15 protein-coding genes and 1 pseudogene are annotated in these 15,952 nt (G+C 72.8%); 15 read left to right on the top strand and 1 reads right to left on the bottom strand.

What is annotated here, in order from left to right; genetic code table 11:
* Positions 1-252: 252 nt before the first annotated feature.
* Positions 253-2,742, bottom strand: coding sequence for a PAS domain S-box protein (locus tag P8T65_RS21490; RefSeq protein WP_316726924.1), 2,490 nt, complete (start codon positions 2,740-2,742; stop codon positions 253-255).
* A gap of 407 nt (positions 2,743-3,149) precedes the next feature.
* Between P8T65_RS21490 and P8T65_RS21495 the strand changes: the two genes are divergently transcribed.
* The 15 genes and pseudogenes from P8T65_RS21495 (at position 3,150) to P8T65_RS21565 (ending at position 15,762) form a co-directional block, all read left to right on the top strand.
* Positions 3,150-4,544 (top strand): response regulator transcription factor, encoded by a 1,395-nt coding sequence (locus tag P8T65_RS21495; RefSeq protein ID WP_316726925.1) that lies wholly within the window; start codon positions 3,150-3,152, stop codon positions 4,542-4,544.
* A complete protein-coding gene (locus P8T65_RS21500; RefSeq protein WP_399099604.1) occupies positions 4,541-5,890 on the top strand; it encodes a sensor histidine kinase in 1,350 nt (449 codons plus the stop codon). Before P8T65_RS21495 ends, P8T65_RS21500 begins: the two co-directional genes overlap by 4 nt.
* Before the next feature lie 128 nt (positions 5,891-6,018).
* Positions 6,019-6,462, top strand: a complete 444-nt coding sequence (locus P8T65_RS21505) for a hypothetical protein (RefSeq protein WP_316726926.1) — start codon at positions 6,019-6,021, stop codon at positions 6,460-6,462.
* Entirely contained in the window at positions 6,459-7,487 is a 1,029-nt protein-coding gene (locus P8T65_RS21510) for an FAD:protein FMN transferase (protein WP_316726927.1), read from the top strand. Before P8T65_RS21505 ends, P8T65_RS21510 begins: the two co-directional genes overlap by 4 nt.
* Complete coding sequence (locus P8T65_RS21515; protein ID WP_316726928.1) at positions 7,484-8,170, top strand: ferric reductase-like transmembrane domain-containing protein; 687 nt, start codon at positions 7,484-7,486, stop codon at positions 8,168-8,170. The genes P8T65_RS21510 and P8T65_RS21515 overlap by 4 nt, the downstream gene beginning before the upstream one ends.
* Positions 8,167-9,510, top strand: coding sequence for an NADH-ubiquinone oxidoreductase-F iron-sulfur binding region domain-containing protein (locus P8T65_RS21520; protein ID WP_316726929.1), 1,344 nt, complete (start codon positions 8,167-8,169; stop codon positions 9,508-9,510). Before P8T65_RS21515 ends, P8T65_RS21520 begins: the two co-directional genes overlap by 4 nt.
* Positions 9,507-9,719 carry a ferredoxin gene (locus tag P8T65_RS21525; protein ID WP_316726930.1) on the top strand — a complete coding sequence of 71 codons (213 nt, stop codon included), beginning with the start codon at positions 9,507-9,509 and terminating at the stop codon, positions 9,717-9,719. The genes P8T65_RS21520 and P8T65_RS21525 overlap by 4 nt, the downstream gene beginning before the upstream one ends.
* 88 nt (positions 9,720-9,807) lie before the next feature.
* The gene (locus P8T65_RS21530; RefSeq protein ID WP_316725954.1) at positions 9,808-10,899 is read left to right on the top strand and encodes an IS630 family transposase; all 1,092 of its coding nucleotides are present in this window, start codon (positions 9,808-9,810) and stop codon (positions 10,897-10,899) included.
* 154 nt (positions 10,900-11,053) lie between these two features.
* A pseudogene (locus P8T65_RS21535) lies at positions 11,054-11,293 on the top strand (SecDF P1 head subdomain-containing protein); the annotation flags it as partial.
* Positions 11,294-11,910: 617 nt separating this feature from the next.
* Entirely contained in the window at positions 11,911-12,255 is a 345-nt protein-coding gene (locus P8T65_RS21540; protein WP_316731654.1) for a hypothetical protein, read from the top strand.
* 226 nt (positions 12,256-12,481) lie between these two features.
* A complete protein-coding gene (locus P8T65_RS21545; protein ID WP_215447838.1) occupies positions 12,482-12,685 on the top strand; it encodes a cold-shock protein in 204 nt (67 codons plus the stop codon).
* Between the two features lie 176 nt (positions 12,686-12,861).
* Positions 12,862-14,373, top strand: coding sequence for a DEAD/DEAH box helicase (locus tag P8T65_RS21550; protein WP_316726931.1), 1,512 nt, complete (start codon positions 12,862-12,864; stop codon positions 14,371-14,373).
* 102 nt (positions 14,374-14,475) lie between these two features.
* Positions 14,476-14,787, top strand: a complete 312-nt coding sequence (locus P8T65_RS21555) for a CBS domain-containing protein (protein WP_399099612.1) — start codon at positions 14,476-14,478, stop codon at positions 14,785-14,787.
* A 6-nt stretch (positions 14,788-14,793) separates the two neighbouring features.
* Complete coding sequence (locus P8T65_RS21560; RefSeq protein WP_316726932.1) at positions 14,794-15,117, top strand: SCO5918 family protein; 324 nt, start codon at positions 14,794-14,796, stop codon at positions 15,115-15,117.
* A gap of 369 nt (positions 15,118-15,486) precedes the next feature.
* On the top strand, positions 15,487-15,762 hold the full coding sequence (locus P8T65_RS21565; RefSeq protein ID WP_316726933.1) for a hypothetical protein: 276 nt from the start codon (positions 15,487-15,489) through the stop codon (positions 15,760-15,762).
* Positions 15,763-15,952 lie beyond the last annotated feature (190 nt).

Below are 15,952 nucleotides of genomic sequence, written 5' to 3' on the forward strand. Positions count from 1 at the left end.
GCGACTTGCGCCTCCGGTGCATCGATCGACAGGTCGAGGCCCGGCGCCGGTGCCCGTGCTCTCGGTGCTGCGACGGTCCGCGCGCGTGAAGCCCTTGCTCCCGACGGGTGTGCGAGTGCGTCCAGCGGTGTGCGGGGCCCGCGGGCCCTTCGTCGACGTCGCGCCCGGTGCCGAGCGGCGGCCCGCGTCGCGGCGGGCGCGACGAGCAGCGGGTCGTCGCCCGTCTCGCCGCGGCGATGGCCGCGTCGGCGATCAAGCACAGGCGTCCTCCCCTTCCCGGCCGGGCACAGCGATCATCAGCAGCGTCACGTCGTCGTCATGGGCGGCCGTGTCCGGGATGAGCGTCCTGATCAGCCGGGCCGCGGCACGGTCGAGCTTCTCCGGGTCCGTGGGAACGCCCTTCGGCAGGGCTTCGAGGGCGTGGGTGAGCACGTCGATCTGGGCCTCGATGTCGGTGCCGGGCCGTTCGACCAGTCCGTCGGTGTAGAGCACGAGGGTGCTCCCCGGCAGCAGCGGCAGGGTCACCTCCGCGAACAGCACCTCGCCGTCGCTCGCGTCGTTGACGCCCAGCGGCACACCGACCGGTGCCGACAGCCGGTGGGCGGGCCCGTCGGGGGGCACGACGATGACGGGCAGGTGCCCGGCCGAGCACAGGGTGACCTCGTACGCGTCCTGGTCGATCACCAGGTAGGCGCAGGTGACGAGCTGGTCCGCCAGGTCGCCGACGAACGTGTCCAGCCCGGTCATGAGTCGGCTGGGCGAGGTGCCGGTGCGGGCCAGCGCGTGGGAGGCGGCACGCAGCTGTCCCATGACGGCCGCCGCCTCCAGGCCACGGCCCATCACGTCGCCGATGACGACGCCGGTGCGGCGCCCGCCGAGGGGGATGACGTCGAACCAGTCACCGCCGACGCCGGGGTCCTGGACGGAGGCCAGGTAGCGGTGGGCGCTGGGCAGGTACGGGAGGCGGGGCGGCTCGCCCATGAGGCTGTGCTGCAGGGTGTAGGCGATGTGTCGTAGCTGCTCGTAGCGTTCGGCGCGTTCGGCCTCGGCCCGTCTGCGTTCGGTGATGTCCCGTACGGTCAGGAACACGAGGGTCTCGTGCTCGGACCGGAGGCTGCTGACGCTCACCTCGACGGGGAACTCGCGGCCGTCGCCGTGCAGCCCGTACAGCTCCCTGTCCATGATCGTCGGCTTCGGGGCACGCAGGCGCAGGTAGGCGCCGAGGAGGGCGCCGTGCCGCCGGCGGAGAGGACGGGGCACCAGGTCGACGACCTCGGTCCCGACGAGGTCACCCGGCGCACGCCCGAACAGGCGTTCCACCTGCGTATTGGCCATGACGATGGTGCCGCGGCCGTCCGTGATCAGGGTGGCGTCGGGTGCGGATTCCAGCAGCGCGCGGAAGCGCCGGTGCGCCCGTTGGACCTCACGCTGAGCAGCGACCCGCTCGGTGATGTCGGTGACCACTCCGCACAGCGCGTAGGGCGTGCCGTTCGCATCGTTCAGCGGGAACAGGGAGGTGAGGACGTCCTGCGGACCACCGGGCAGGGTGATCGACTCCTCACGCTGCACGGGGGCGCGATCGCTGAGCACGGCGAGGTCGGCGGCCCGCGCCTTACGCGCGAGGTCGGGTGGCAGGACGTCCTTGTCCAGACGGCCCAGTACTTGTTCCCGGGACAGGCCCGTGTTCTCCACGAACGTCGTGTTGACCGCCAGGAAGCGGCCGTGCACGTCCTTGATGAAGACCAGGGCCGGCGTGTGGTCCATGAAGGCCTGCACCAGCGCGTTCTGCCGCACCTGCCATTCGGCACGGGCATGAGCCACCTCGACGCGGCGGCCCACGGCCAGGGCCGCGAAGACGCCCGCGGTGAACACGGCGACGTGGCCGCACACCAGCAGCGCGGTGCCCAGCCGCGCCCCGAACAGCCCCGCGTCCTCGCCTGCCAGAACGCTCCAGCCCAGCAACGGCGGCACGACCACGACGGTGGCGACCAGCCAGCGGCCCAACGCACCCGTGGTGCCCGCGTTCGTCAACAGCCCCGCGAGACCTTCGTCCGGCCGGGCCAGGAAGGCGGCCGTGCCCAGCAGCACCAGAGCGAGCGCGGTGTGCAGGGCCATGCCCGTGTAGGCGCCGAACCGCTCCAGCTCGGGCACCGCGTAGGCGGCCCCGTACAGCCGGAGCATGCCGAGAGCCCCCACGGCCAGGCCCGGGATCTGGCTGCACCAGGCGGGGATGCGGGCCGTACTGGCGCACAGCGACGCCACGGCCCCGAGGGTCAGCCCCGCGGCCGTGTTGGGGGCCATCCGGCCGGGCGTTCCCGTCGCCGCTTCCGCGGTGTCGTCGGTGAAGAGGAGCTCGTCGATGCCGAGGCCGCTCCCGGTCGTGTACTCCACGATGGTGAGTACGCCGATCAGGGCGGCCAGAGCCGCCGCGGCACGCGCCGCGACCATCCGTCGACGGCCGGGACCGGTGGCCGCCACGGCCAGGGAGAGCCCCAGCGCCAGAACGCCCACTGCGGTGTTCGCCTTGGCGCTCACCGGGTCGCCGGGCAGCACGCTCTTCAGCGCATCGACGTCGACGCCCCATCCGGCCAGGCTCAACGCGCCCAGCAGGGCTGCCGTCAGGGCGGCGGCCCGTGCCGCCGCGCGAGCAGCGGCCAGGACCGGCGCCCGGAACGGCAGACCATCGGCCTGTACCGCTCCACGTGCGCCGGGCAGTCCGGGCGCCTGCCGCTCTCTCGTCACCGCATCCCTTGCGAAGGAAGCACCAGCCAGCATTATCCAGGCCAAGGATAATAAAAGATGGAAAAGCCAATAAAAGACAAACATAGAGCGATATGGCGTTTCTATCTCGCTATCGGCGTCTCCTGTCCGGCCACGACGCGCGATCACGAGCGAAGAACGGGAGCGGGGATGCGGGGCGTCGGCGAAGCGACGCGCCCTCGCCGGCCGGCGGCGCCCGAGCCGCGGCGTCCCGCCTCCGGCACCGGGACGGCCGGTGTCGCCGTCGCCGCACGAGCCCGGCGCTCCCCTGTTCGCGGGATCACCAGGGCTATGGCGAGCCGGACGCCGCGCAGGGGGCAGCCCGAGGGGCGAGGCTCGCCCGGCTGTCTCACTGCGGTGGCATCCCACGCGCACGCATGGTGACGAAGATGCCTCCCCCGGGCCGCTACATGGGGGTCCAGACATGGGAATTCAGCCGACGCGGGCAGTGGAAGGCCAGTGACTACCTGAAGTGGGAACGCACAGCCGATCGCCCCGTCCCGATGCAGTACCTGTTCGACACGATCCCGCCCGACGGGCAGCGGTCGGGACGGTTCCAGAGCGCGTCCGCGCTCGGGGACATCGTCAACAACGTCGTCATGGAACGGCGATCCGGTGACGCCTTCGGGAAGAACCGGTACTGCATCATCACCCCCAGCGCCACCACCGACCGCGCCGTACGCCGGGCCCTGCAGGACCAGGGCGTTCCCGACAGCATGTTCATCGCCTCGCTGCGCGACCACGTCAAGCCGGGAACCGAACGCGGGCCGGATTCCTCCAAGGTGCTGACACCGAGAATCCTCACGTTCACCACGCGGGGCAAGCAGGGGCGTTGCCCGGCCCGGAGGGCACGACGGCCTCCCCGGCGGGCTGCGCGCCGTGCAGGCGATTTCTTCGTGCTCTCCGTGCAGGAACCGCTCACCGGTGTCGCCGCGGCGGCACCGATCGCCGTAGTCGGCGGTGCCCGTTCCGCGAAGCACACCGGGACGAACGGCCCCTTGCGGCGCGGCCCGTCCGGCGACGCAGACTGCACGGCAAGAGGTACAGCCGTTCTCACAGTCCGAAAGCAGGTCCGACGCATGGACGGTCAGGTCACGGGCTCGACCGAGCCGACGCGGGTGCTGGTCGTGGAGGACGACCGCAGCATCGCGGAATCCCTGGCCCGTGGCCTGCGGCAGGCCGGATACGCGGTCGAGGGGGTGCGTACCGGCCGGGCCGCACTGAGCGCCGCGGCTTCCGATGTCGTGCTGCTCGATCTGGGGCTGCCCGACATCGACGGGGTCGAGGTGTGCCGGATGCTGCGCGCACGGTCGGATGCCGCGATCATCGCGGTGACCGCGCGCGGTGAGGAAGCGGACCGGGTGGTGGCCCTGGACGAGGGCGCTGATGACTACCTGGTCAAACCGTTCGGGCTGGCCGAGCTCCTGGCACGGGTCCGGGCCGTACTGCGCCGTAGACGCCCCGCCGGTGCGGAGATCCTGCGGCACGGGCCGCTGGCGCTCGACCTGCGCACCCGGCAGGTCTCGGTGGGCGGACGGGCGGTCGCGCTGACACCGAAGGAGTTCGGGATCCTGGAGTGCCTGACCACCGACCCGGGCAGGGTGGTGAGCCGACAGCAGATCCTGGAGCGGGCCTGGGACGCCCATTGGTACGGCCCCACCAAGGTCCTGGACGTGCATATCGCGGCGCTGCGTCGCAAGCTCGGCGTGCCGGGACTGATCGAGACGGTCTACGGGCACGGTTTCCGGCTCGGTACGGCCGAAGGGGCGCGGGAGCGGCCGTGACCCGCCGGATCACCTGGACGCTGCTCGCCCTGACCTCCGTGCTGCTGGTGCTGGCAGTCGTCCCGCTGGCCGTGTCGATGACGGCACGCGAGCGGGTCGCCTTCCGCGACGAACAGCGGGCGGCCACGCGCTCGATCGCCGCGGCGGCGGAGGAGCACCTCTCCGACGGCAAGCCGCCCACCGGCATGCGCCGTGAACTGGAGACCGCGGCGCGGGCCGGGGACTGCGCCGCCGTGTACGACGCCGCCGCGCGACCGGTGGCAAGTACGCCCTGCACCGCCGCCCAGGGCGAGGAGGCGGAGGAACTGGTGGAGGACGTGCTCGCCGGGCATGAGCCGGAGCCGCCGGAGGACGAGGGCCGGCTGCTGGCCGCGGAGCCGGCCGGTGAGGTCCGCCGACCCGCCGGCGCCGTCGTCCTGGCCCGCTCCTCGGATCCGCTCGACACCCGTGTCGCCACGATATGGGCATGGTCAGCCGCGATCGGCGCCGCGGGGCTCGCCGCGTCCGTGCTGCTGTCCGTCCGCCTGGCCCGGTGGGTGGCCGGACCGCTGTCGGCGCTGGACGTCAGTGCCCGGAGGCTGGGCGAAGGTGCCCTGGACGCGCGTGCCGACGTCGACGGCGGTCCACCGGAAGTACGCCGTCTGGCCACCACGTTCAACACCATGGCGGCCCGTACGGAGGCCCTGGTGCACGGCCACCGGGCCGTGATCGCCGACGTGTCCCATCAACTGCGCACCCCGTTGGCCGCCCTGCGGCTACGGCTGGACGTCCTGGGCACCGGCGCCGAGGGTGACACGGCGGTGGAGCTGGACGCGGCCCAGGAAGAGATCGCGCGGCTGTCACGGCTGGTCGACGGGCTGCTCGCGGTGGCCCGTGCCGAGCAGGCGACGCCCCGGCCGACCACGGTCCGAGTCGGCGAGGTGGTGGCGGAGCGGGTGGCCGCGTGGTCACCGGTGGCCGAGGAGCGCGGCGTGCGTCTGAGAACGTCGGAGGGGCCCGCCCTGACCGCCGCGCTCGGCAGCGGCCACGTGGAGCAGATCCTCGACAACCTGATCGCCAATGCCTTGGAGGCCGTTCCCGACGGAGGGAAGGTGACGGTCGGCCACCGGCTGGTCGGGGAGTCGGCCCGGGTGTGGGTGCGGGACGACGGCCCCGGGATGACCGACGAGGCAAAGGCGGTCGCCTTCCGCCGGTTCGGCAATCCCGAGGCCAGAGGCACGGGGCTCGGGCTGGCCATCGTCCACCGGCTGGTCACCGTCAACGGGGGCGCCGTGCGGTTGGAGGACACGCTGGGCGGCGGGCTCACCGTCGTCATGGACCTGCCTCTGTGGGCGGGAGAGCCCTGAGATCTTCACCGGCTCAGAGATCTTTACCGGTTCCGAAGAGGACGTGAGCAGGTTCCCGGGTGCCGTGAGCACAGCCTGGAGGTGCACGCAGCCGATTGCGGGCCGCCGATCCACCAGGAGCCGCTGCCATGCCTCCCTCGCTCGACGATTCCGGCCAGTTCCCGTCCCCCACCGACTCGGCGCGCACACGTGATCGTGGCTTGCGGCGGAGCCGCCGAATCACCCGCTGGATCGTCGCCGCCGCGGTGACCGGTGCGGCGGCCCTGGGCAGCCTCTACACCCACCTGCTCCCCGGAAGTTCGGCCTCGCCCGTGCCGTCGAGCCCGTCCCCGCACAACCCTGCGGTGTCATCCCCCGGCTCCACCAAGACCGGCCCCGAGGACCGTGGCGACTCGGCCCGTGACGACGCTGACGACGAGCACGAGGGTGAGCACGAGGACGAGGACGAGGGTGAGGACGAGGGTGAGGACGACGCGGGAACGGCTCCGGCGTCCCGACCGGCACCGCAACCCCCGGCTCAACCGCCCGCCCCCACCCGGCAGCAGCCCCACACCACCACGGGGGCGTCATGACCACCCGGGCTCCCGCCCCGTCCCCGGCCGCCGCCGTGTTCCCGGCGCTCGGCACGACTGCCGTGCTGCTCGTGACCGCCCCGGACGCCCGGCCGGCCGCGGAGGCCGTCCTGCGCGCCGAACTGGCCGCTGTCGATCTCACCTGCAGTCGTTTCCGGCCGGACTCCGAACTCGCCCGCGTCAACCTGAACGCGGGAACCCCGACGACGGTCGGCGAACGCTTCTCCGAGGCCCTCCAGGCCGCTCTCCGCGCCGCCCGCCTCACCGACGGCGCCGTCGACCCGACAGTAGGGCGTGCCATGACCGCCCTCGGCTACGACCGCACCTTCACCTCCCTTCGTCCTGAGGACACCCGCCCACTGCCACCCGCCCTCCCGGCCCCCGGATGGCGGCGGATCGACTTCGACCCGCGTTCCCGGCGGCTGCGGCTTCCGCCGCACACCCACCTCGACCTGGGCGCGACCGCCAAGGCCCTCGCCGCCGACCGCGCCGCCCACCTGGCCGCCGCGGCCACCGGCTGCGGGATCCTGGTCGGTCTCGGCGGAGACCTCTCCGTGGCCGGTCCGGCCCCGGACGGGGGCTGGCGGATCGCCCTCGCCGACGACCACGCGCGGCCCGCCGCGGACCACGGCCCCACCGTCGCGGTGACCGGCGGAGCGCTGGCGACCTCAGGCATCCGGGTCCGCACCTGGCGGCGCGCCGGACGCACCCTGCATCACATCGTCGACCCGACCACCGGCGAACCCGCCGCCCCCGTCTGGCGCACGGTGACCGTCGCGGCCGCCACCTGTGTGGACGCCAACACCGCCAGTACGGCGGCGATCGTGCTGGGCGACAACGCGGTCGACTGGTTGCGCGGCAGCGCTCTGCCCGCCCGGCTGGTCGGTCTGGACGGCCGCGTCGTGCGTCTCGGCGGCTGGCCGCCCGACCCCGCGCCCGCCGCCACGTCCGGAGCCACCACGAGAGTCACCCCCGGAATCGGCTGCGGAACCGGCTCCGGAACCGCTCCTGGAGGTCCGCGATGACGGCCTTGGCCCTGACCGGCAGCCCCCTCTGGTACGCAAGCCGCGCGAGTGGAACCCTCGCCCTGCTGCTGCTCACCGCCACCGTGGTGCTCGGCATCGTCTCCGGCGGGCGGTCCCGGCCCCGTCGGATCGGCCGCTTCGAGCTCGGCGTGCTGCACCGCAACCTGTCCCTGCTCACGCTGACGTTCCTCGTCGTGCACGTGGTGACGGCGGTGCTCGATCCGTTCGTCCACCTGGAATGGGCGGTGTCCGTGGTGCCGTTCGGGGCGTCCTACCGTCCACTGTGGCTCGGCCTCGGCACGGCGGGGCTGGACCTGCTGCTGGCCGTCGCGGTCACCAGCGGGCTGCGCCGGCGCCTGGGGGCGCGCCGTTGGAAGGCCGTGCACTGGCTGGCGTACGCGGCCTGGCCGCTCGCCCTCCTCCACGGGGTGGGCACCGGCACCGACACCCGGCTCCCTCTCCAGCTCTGGCTGTACGCCGGGTGCGTCGGCGCGGTGGTCCCGGCCGTGTGGTGGCGGCTGGTGAAGGCCGCCCCGGGACGGGTCGCCGGGCGTCTGACGGCCGCCGTCGCCGCTGCCGCCGTACCGGTGGTGCTCGCGGCGTTCCTCGCCACCGGGCCCCTGCAGCCCGGCTGGTCCCAGCGCGCCGCCTCGACGGTGCCCCTTCTCGGAGGTGGACGATGAGCTCGTCGGCCGGGGCACGGTTCGCTCCCCGCCCCCACGCCCCCGGACCGGGCGATCCGGCCGCCGCCCGGCTGCTGGCGGACTGGTACGCCACCGGCCGGGCGGCCACCCTGACCGATCACCTGAGGCGCTACGGGCCACTTCCCTTCACCTCGGCGACCGGCGGCCCCGCGCCCCTGCCGCTGGTGGAGGCCGTGGCGGCGGCCGGGCTCACCGGGCGCGGCGGCGCCGGGTTCCCCACCGCTCGCAAACTGGGCGCGGTCGCCGCACGCCGGGGCCGAGGCGTGGTCGTCGTCAACGCCATGGAGAGCGAGCCGGCCAGCCGCAAGGACCGGTTCCTGATCGCCGTCGCGCCCCATCTGGTCCTCGACGGCGCCGTGCTGGCCGCCCTGGCGGTCGGCGCGGACACCGTCCACGTGTGCCTGTCCCGCGACCGCGCCGCCCAGTACCGGCAGCTCAGCGCCGCCGTGGAGGAGCGCCGACGCGCCCGCCCGGACCCGGTACGCCTGCTGGTGCACGGCCTTCCGCACTCCTACGTCTCCAGCGAGTCGACCTCTCTGGTGCGCTGGCTCGACGGCGGCCCGGCCCAGCCCCGGGGCGACCGGCCCCGCACGCACGAGCGGGGCGTGGGCCGCCGCCCCACGCTGGTCCACAACGCCGAGACCCTCGCTCATCTGGCCCTGATCGCCCGCCACGGACCGGCCTGGTTCCGGCAGGTCGGCACGCAGGACGAGCCGGGCACCCTGCTCGTCACCGTCTCCGGAGCCGTCCGCACACCCGCCGTGCTGGAGGTGGCACTGGGCACGCCGCTCGCCACGGTCCTCGATCAGGCCGACGGCGCCACGCAGCCGCTGCGGGCGGTCCTGCTCGGCGGCTTCGCCGGCGCCTGGCTCGCCGCCGAGCACCTGCACACCCCGCTGACCCGGCACGATCTGGCCCCGCTGGGTGCGGCGCCCGGCGCGGGCGTGCTCGTCGCCCTGCCCGAGGCGTCGTGCGGCCTGGCCGAGACGGCCCGCGTCCTCGCCTACCTGGCCGCGCACAGTGCCCGCCAGTGCGGCCCCTGCCGTCTCGGGCTGCCAGCCGTGGCCGAGGACTTCACCGCCCTGGCCACGGGACGGGCGGACGCGGTCCTGCTGTCCCGCCTGCGCCATCGCGTCGGCCTGCTCCCGGACCGGGGCGCCTGCCGCCATCCCGACGGCGCCGCCCGCCTCGCGGCCTCCGCCCTGCACGCGTTCGCCGACGACGTCGACCACCACCTCGCCCACGGCAGCTGCCCGGCGGCCGATCAGCCGCCCCGGATCCCCGTGCCACCCGCCACAGCCCCGGGGACCTGGCGATGAGCCGCACCCGCACCCTGCGCGTCGACCGCGTCGCCTGCACCGGGCAGGGCCTGTGCGCCGAGCTCCTCCCGGAGCTCGTCCGCCTCGACGAATGGGGCTACCCCGTCCTGAGCCACAGGACCGTCCCCGACCGACTGCGTGCCCACGCCCGCCGGGCCGTCGCCGCCTGCCCCGTCCTCGCCCTGCACACGGAGGACGACCGGACCTGACCAGCGGGCGTCCCGGCCCGCGTACGGCACAGGCAGCGGGGCCGTACGCCCCTAGTGACCTGAGTCAGAGGTTCGTCGTTGGTTCGGTATGAGTCGTCCTGGCCCGAAGATCCCGCCGTTGTCGTTGACCGATGCCCAGCGTGAGGTGCTTGAGGGGTGGGTGCGTCGCCGGTCGACCGCGCAAGCTCTGGCTCAGCGATCCCGGATCGTGCTGGAGTGCGCCGAGGGGCACTCGATCATGGAGGTGTCACGACGGCTGAAGGCCGCTCCGGACACGGTCCGCACCTGGCGAAGGCGGTTCCTTGACCACGGCCTGGACGGCCTGTGCGACGAGCCGAGGCCCGGTGTCCCGAGGAAGATCACCGATGCCGATGTCGAGCGGGTGATCGTCAAGACCCTGGAGGAGAAGCCGGCCAACGCCACCCACTGGTCAACCCGGTCGATGGCCGCGGCCACCGGCATGTCGCAGTCGGCGATCTCGCGGATCTGGCGGGCGTTCGCCTTGGCCCCGCACCGCTCGCAGACGTTCAAGCTCTCCACGGATCCGCTGTTCATCGACAAGGTCCGCGACGTGGTGGGCCTGTATCTCGACCCGCCGGAGAAGGCACTGGTGCTGTGCGTGGACGAGAAATCCCAGATCCAGGCCCTGGACCGCTCACAGCCGGTGCTGCCGATGATGCCCGGGGTGCCCGAACGCCGCAGCCACGACTACGTCCGCGCCGGCACCACCACGCTCTTTGCGGCACTGGAGGTGGCAACCGGCAAGGTGATCGGTTCACTGCACCGCCGGCACCGGGCCGCAGAGTTCAAGAAGTTCCTGGCCAAACTCGACAAGGAGGTGCCTGCGGACCTCGAGGTGCATCTGATCCTGGACAACTACGCCACCCACAAGACACCCGCGATCAAGAAGTGGCTGGTGGCACACCCCCGTTTCCGTCTGCACTTCACGCCCACCGGCTCATCGTGGCTGAACCTGGTGGAGCGATGGTTCGGCGAGCTGACAGCGAAGAAGCTCCGCCGCGGTGTCCACCGCTCGGTCCAGGCACTCGAGCGCGACATCCGGTCCTGGATTGCCGGTTGGAACGACAACCCCCGCCCCTTCGTCTGGACGAAGACCGCCGACGAGATCCTCGACAAAGTCGCCACCTACTGCCAGAGAATCTCTGACTCAGGTCACTAGGAGACCGCTGAAGATCTTGCTCTGGCCGCCCGACTCACCCTGAATTGCCGGTAAATGTCAATCGCCATCAAGTAGGGCAAGCCGGGCGCATTTTCAAGATCTTCAGGACGCTTCTAGGGGGTGTCTCGGCCGACGCGGCGCGCCGCCGGACCCCGGCGGCTCCACGCAGATCACCGGCGGCTTCGGCCGGGAAGAGGCCCGCGAGCTGGCCGCGCTCGTCAAGGGCGGCGCGCTGCCGGTGCCCGTCGAGGTCGTGGAGCAGCGCACCGTCGGCCCCACACTCGGCGCCGACGCCATCGCGGCCAGCACCCAGGCCGCGATCATCGGGGTCGCCCCGACCGGGCTGTTCATCCTCGTCGTCTACCGGCTGCTCGGCGCCCTGGCCACCCTCGCGGAGGACAGCGGCGGCAGCGGGGCGCGCGGTCCGCTGGGGGCGGCGCGGGCGGGCGCGGGGGTCTGGCGCCGTGGTGTGAGGGCGCGGGGAGGGTCGCGGGGATGACTGGTCCGGGCGCCGCGTCGGCAGGCCCCCGCGGCGAACGGCGACGGCGGCGGCCGGGCCACGGGCCTCGCCGAACGGCTCGCCGGGCTGTCCGAGGCGGACGCCCACGCGGGGGCCGAGCGCAGCTTGGCCGGCCTCCCGCAGGGCCAGGGGTCCCCGCCGCGGCTGCCATGAGCGGTTCCGCGGCTTCCTCGCTCATGTCGGGTCGGCGGTCGAGTCGGGTCGGCGCGACACACCCTCGCGCTCCCCGCGGCGCTTCCCCGCGCGGGACGACGCCCGGACGCCGCTGGTCACCGCCGCCCTGGTCGCCGGCCTGGTCAGCACCCTCCGGCAGGCAAGCCCGGGCCGACGGCGCGTTGACACCCACCGGCCCCGCACGTTGACTGGCAGCACGGCACAGGGCCGGGAAGGGCAGGGGCGACCGGGTCTCCGGAAGCCTGCGACAGGCCGCCCAGGAGGCGAACGGCGCCTTCGGGCGGTGACTCGTTCCCATGGAAGCGGTACACACGACGATGTACGACCAGACACGCGCCCAGCAGCCCGCGGACCGGCCCTCGGGTCACGCCGGACGCCATGCCACGGGCCCGGAGCCGCTGCTCCCCTCGGACGGCCGGGAGGAGATCGCGCACCGCCTCGGACATGCCGTCAACACCTTCGCGGACAGCCCCCGCGAGGCACTGGAGGAGGCGGAAAGGGCGTTCGACGAAGCCGCCGCCCAGTTGATGAACGCCCTCGCGGAGCGGCGGCGGGCCCTGCGTGCGGGCTGGGCGGACCTGGACCACGAGACACAGTCCACCGAACTGAGGTTCGCACTGCGGGAGTACCGGGAGATCACCGGACGGCTGCTGCGCGTGTAGGAGGCCGTACAGGGCGGGGCGGGGCGGTAAATCCAAAAATCCACAGGGTCGAACAAGAAATCGTGCGGGATTATTTCCGGCCCCGTGGTCGAGCATGCCGTGCTACTGTCAAATCAGGTTGCAGTTGTGGTTGCCAAAAGGGTTCATTTTCCGACGGGTTGATCATCACGGCGACACGGAGTCCACACACGGTGAGCTCCGAGCCCGTTCCCGAAGGAGAAATGACATGGCTACCGGTACTGTGAAGTGGTTCAACGCCGAAAAGGGCTTCGGCTTCATCGCGCAGGACGGCGGCGGCGCCGACGTCTTCGCCCACTACTCGAACATCGCCACCCAGGGCTTCCGCGAGCTCCAGGAAGGCCAGCAGGTGTCGTTCGACGTCGCGCAGGGCCAGAAGGGCCCGACCGCCGAGAACATCGTTCCGGCCTGACACGCTCTGACGCTTACTTCGCAGCTGGGGCCCGCACCTTGGGGTGCGGGCCCCGGCTCGCTGCATTTTCCAGGGGGTTCTCCCCCGTTGTCTTCGGTCCGTTCTCGCGATTCTCTGCGCCGTTCACCGTGCTGCGGGAATTCCTTGATACGCGCCCGCATCGAGGAAGGTTCCGTATGAACCGAGCACGTCCGTCACGCAGTTCACGCACGACCCGCACCACCCGTACCACGCCCACCACCCGCGCCTACGACCGTTTCGAGGGCCCCGCCGCAGGCCGCTCCGGCACCCGGCGCCGCCCCACGGCCGGGCCCAAGGGTTACGGTGGCGGCCGGCCCGCCGCGCCCGGAGGCGAGTTCGCGCTGCCGAAGACGGTCACGCCCGCGCTGCCCGCCGTCGAGTCGTTCGCCGAACTCGCCATGCCCGCACCGTTGTCGGCCGCACTCGGCCACGAGGGTGTGACCGTGCCGTTCCCGATCCAGGCGGCGACCCTGCCGAACTCCCTGGCCGGCCGTGACGTACTCGGTCGCGGCCGCACGGGTTCGGGCAAGACCCTCGCCTTCGGCCTGCCGGTGCTGGCCCGTACGGCGGGGCGCCGCGCCGAGCCTCTGCAGCCGCTCGCCCTGATTCTGGTGCCCACCCGCGAGCTCGCCCAGCAGGTCACCGACGCGCTCACCCCGTACGCCCGCGCCGTACGGCTGCGCCTGGCCACCGTGGTCGGCGGGATGTCGATCGGGCGGCAGGCGAACGCGCTGCGGGCCGGGGCGGAAGTCGTCGTGGCGACACCGGGACGGCTCAAGGACCTCATCGACCGAGGCGCATGCCGACTGGACGACGTCGCCGTCACCGTCCTGGACGAGGCGGACCAGATGACCGACATGGGGTTCATGCCCCAGGTCACCGCACTGCTCGACCAGGTGCGACCCGGCGGCCAGCGGATGCTCTTCTCAGCCACCCTGGACCGCAACGTCGACCTGTTGGTCCGTCGCTACCTGACCGACCCGGTGGTCCACTCCGTCGACCCGTCGGCAGGCGCCGTCAGCACGATGGAGCACCACGTCCTCCATGTGCACGAGACGGACAAGGACCGCACGACGACCGAGATCGCGGCACGTGACGGCCAGGTGATCATGTTCCTGGACACCAAGCACGCGGTGGACCGGCTGACCAGGCACCTCCTGGACAGCGGCGTCCGAGCCGCCGCCCTGCACGGCGGCAGGTCCCAGCCCCAGCGCACCCGGACCCTGGCCCAGTTCAAGGACGGCCACGTCACGGTGCTGGTCGCCACCAACGTCGCGGCACGCGGCATCCACATCGACGACCTCGACCTCGTCGTCAACATCGACCCGCCCGGCGACCACAAGGACTACCTGCACCGCGGCGGCCGTACGGCCCGTGCCGGCGCGTCCGGCCGAGTCGTCACCCTGGTCACCCCCCGCCAACGCCGCGACATGAACCGGCTGATGGCCTCGGCCGGCATCACCCCGACGACCACCGCGGTGCGCTCGGGCGAGGAAACGCTCAGCCGTATCACCGGCGCCCAGGCCCCTTCCGGTGTCCCGGTCGTCGTCACCGCGCCGACCGCGGAGCCGTCCCGCCGGGGCAAGGCCGGGGCCCCGGCCTCATCCCGGGGCCGACGAGGCCGCACCGCTCGGGGCCGGTCCGCGGCCAAGCGCCGCGCCGCGTGAGGTGTCGGCGGGCCGCGGGACGTGCGGCGGGCCGCCGTGGCCCCCGGAGCCCGTCCGGAGCCATCTCGACCCGAACGTCCACCCGTACCGCAGGAGGCAGCCGTGACACCGGTTCAGACACCTCGAAGCCCCATCGCTCCCCGGTTCACGCACAGGGCCGGTCACCCGGACACGACCGAGCTGCGGGTCGGTGACGACATGACCGTCGAGGTCGCCCTGTCCGTCATGGCCGGTGCCGGTGTGGAGCACCTGCTCCTGTGCGACGGGGACGACGAGCGCACCGGCCGCGTCTCCCGGGCCGAACTCGTCGTGCACCGCGGCAGCTCCGCCTATACGGACCGCGTCCGCCTGCGGGACGTCCTCGGCGGACCCTTCACATGCCCGATCGTCAGCCCCTCCTCCTTCCCCCAGTGAGGCATCATGCGCTGTGTCATCGCCCAGTACCCGTTCGAACTGACCAGGGTCGGAGTGCTCGCCTCGATGGCGGGCGTCCGTCCCGAGATCGTCACCGGTGACTCGGTGACCATCGGCCGCCGCCGGTATCCCGTCAAGCAGGTCGGTGAGGTCATCACCCGGCAGGACCGCCGCGACTTCAGCGGCGGTGAGGTGGTCCGGGCCATGGTCCGCCTCGGCTTCACCTGCCATGGCGGCCCCCGGGCCGCGCGGCCCCCGGCCCCGGCCGCCCTCAGCCCCCTCCAGGCCGCCTCGGCACTGCTCGGGGGCCCCGATCCGCAGAACGCGTGACGCCTCGCGGCGGGAGCACTCGGCCGCCGCCCGGACGGTACGCGCCCGCGGTGACCTGAACGGCGGTACCCGCCCGGCCTCGACGCGTCCTGCCGGCCCGGGAGTCCCCGTGACGCAGACGCGATCCCGTGACCTCTTCCGCCTGCCGTTCACGTCTGCCGCCCGCCGTTCACGCCCGCCGTTCGCCGTTCACGCCGGGCTGATCACCGGGGCTGTTCACCGGGCTCCTCAGCGCGCCCCCATGGGCTCGCCTGGCGCCGGGGTCCGTTCGCCCGGTGTCGGGAAGGGGCCCGGGAGCTGCGGCGACTGCCGGAGTAGGGTGGTGAGCACGGCCCGTCTCGTACGGGCACGTCGAAATCCGAGGTCGCCATGCCGTCGATGGAAACACCCTCGGACGGCCACGCCGAGGTCCGTGTCGTCGCCGCCTCACCCGAAGTCGCCCGTCGGGTCGCGGAGGTTCTCCGCCGCTGCTTCGACTCCACCGAACAGCGCAGCTACCCCGCCGGCCCCGACGGCGGCACCCGCCTCGACCTCACCGTGGACACCACCCACGCGGCGGAACCCGTCCGATCCTGGCTGGAGACCAGCCGGTCCACGGAAGACGGCCGCTCCACGGAAGACGGAGACAGCCACCTGCGCCGGTGAAGGGCGTGCACCGCCGGGCTCGACGGAGGTCATGGCGCTGCGACCGGGGGCCCGGCAAGTACGCTGCCGGCCGCGCGGAGCAATATCTGTATCCGCGAAGTAAGAAATAGGCACGACACGCAACGAGCATTCCTCGAACGCCGACACCGGTGGAATTTCTTGACCGAAGAGGGCCGCCCAGGCCGTGCTA

The sequence above is a fragment of the Streptomyces sp. 11x1 genome, from assembly GCF_032598905.1.
Taxonomy (GTDB): Bacteria; Actinomycetota; Actinomycetes; order Streptomycetales; family Streptomycetaceae; genus Streptomyces.